The sequence below is a fragment of the Romboutsia sp. 13368 genome (assembly GCF_018336475.1).
In the GTDB taxonomy this organism is placed as follows: Bacteria; Bacillota; Clostridia; order Peptostreptococcales; family Peptostreptococcaceae; genus Romboutsia.
This window is the reverse complement of record NZ_CP048741.1, coordinates 1,096,354-1,096,990: the sequence shown is the minus strand read 5'-3', so window position 1 is coordinate 1,096,990 and position 637 is coordinate 1,096,354. Positions and strand designations below refer to the sequence as shown.

At 29.2% G+C, this 637-nt stretch carries 1 protein-coding gene; it reads right to left on the bottom strand.

Features of this window, described 5'->3' with window-relative positions:
- On the bottom strand, positions 1-637 hold a 637-nt coding region (locus G3997_RS04455), incomplete at both ends, for a DEAD/DEAH box helicase family protein (protein ID WP_296649371.1).

Sequence of the window (637 nt, the reverse complement as noted above, 5' to 3'; positions counted from 1 at the left end):
TTATTATTCCAACTAGGTCTTTGTTCTAGAATTTCTTTATACATCATATATGCTGCTTTTCTTGAATATGCAACTATCATAGCCTTTCCTGCTACTAGATTTTCTCTATCTTCATAGTGAGCTATTATATCTTTTACAACTTGTTTTATTCTATCTTCATCACAAATAATTTGCTCCATACGAGACATTTGATTTTGACTTTGCTCAACTATATAATCCTCTACACCTTCATTAACTTGCATATTATAGTATTCATTATCTATTAAATCCATTTGATGTCTATCTAATTTTACTTTAGCTAATCTTGATTCATAATATATTTTAACAGTAGCTCCATCCTCTACTGCTTGTGTCATATCATATACATCTATTAAATCACCAAATACTCCATAAGTTGATTTATCAGTTGTTTCTATAGGAGTACCAGTAAATGCTATATATGTTGCATTAGGTAGAGATTCTCTTAAATATTTTGCATATCCATACTTCATCTCTCCTGTATTAGTATCTAATTTTCCATCTATATTATATTGAGTACGGTGAGCTTCATCTACCATTACCACAATATTATCCCTATTACTTAATAATCCAGTTTCTTCTACGAATTTTTGAATAGTAGAAAATATTACACCTCCAG